The organism is Brevibacterium antiquum (genome assembly GCF_016107655.1).
In the GTDB taxonomy this organism is placed as follows: Bacteria; Actinomycetota; Actinomycetes; order Actinomycetales; family Brevibacteriaceae; genus Brevibacterium; species Brevibacterium antiquum.
This window is the reverse complement of sequence record NZ_JABASX010000022.1, coordinates 1-707: the sequence shown is the minus strand read 5'-3', so window position 1 is coordinate 707 and position 707 is coordinate 1. Positions and strand designations below refer to the sequence as shown.

Below are 707 nucleotides of genomic sequence, written 5' to 3'. Positions count from 1 at the left end.
CCAATGAGAGTCGCGAAGCGTTCGTAGATCCACTCCTGGGCAGACAGTCGCTGACCTGTCATGTCAACGAGAGTTCCGTCTTCGAGGACACCAGACTCCGTACCGGATCCACCCGCACGTAAACTGCCCTCAACGCTCTTCGCGATCTTCGTCCTCTGCGTCAGCAGCCCGTTGAGGACACCACCCGTGACCGGGTCCAGGAGACCACAGATCTCCCAATCACCATTGTCACGAGCATGCAGAGTCACCTTGTACATGGTCCGATCCGTGGCATCTGTTGGCCCTTGACCATCGGGATCGATATGGGCCAGGATTCGAGCGAAGATCGCCCGCAGGTCATACACCCGCACGCTTGGTGCTTTGTCCACGAGAGTCGATTCAGCATAATCACGATTGTCCTGGCTGGTGAACGTGGGCAGCTTCGTCAAACAGTCTTTGATGACTCTGGCCTGATCGGCCGAGAGCCTGCCTTCATTGAAGGCATCAGCAACCAGAGGGAACAGCGGTGGCTGCGCTTGTCCGGTCAGAGTCACTCGCCCGCCGAGGCTCTTGGCCATATCGGTCCGGCGGTTGGCCTCGCGGCTGGTGATGTTCAGCCTGTCTTGGATGAGGGCCTTCGTTGTCTTCGCACCATAGTCGGTGGGTGTTCCGACTCGTTCACACACGGCCAGAGCCAGAGTCGATAGGGCCTCGTTGACTCGGCCCAG

Annotated in this window: 1 protein-coding gene; it reads right to left on the bottom strand. The window is 59.0% G+C overall.

The genetic code is table 11. The features are described from left to right. A partial coding sequence (locus JFC13_RS19155) for a DUF222 domain-containing protein (protein WP_198398621.1) occupies positions 1-707 on the bottom strand: 707 nt, incomplete at both ends.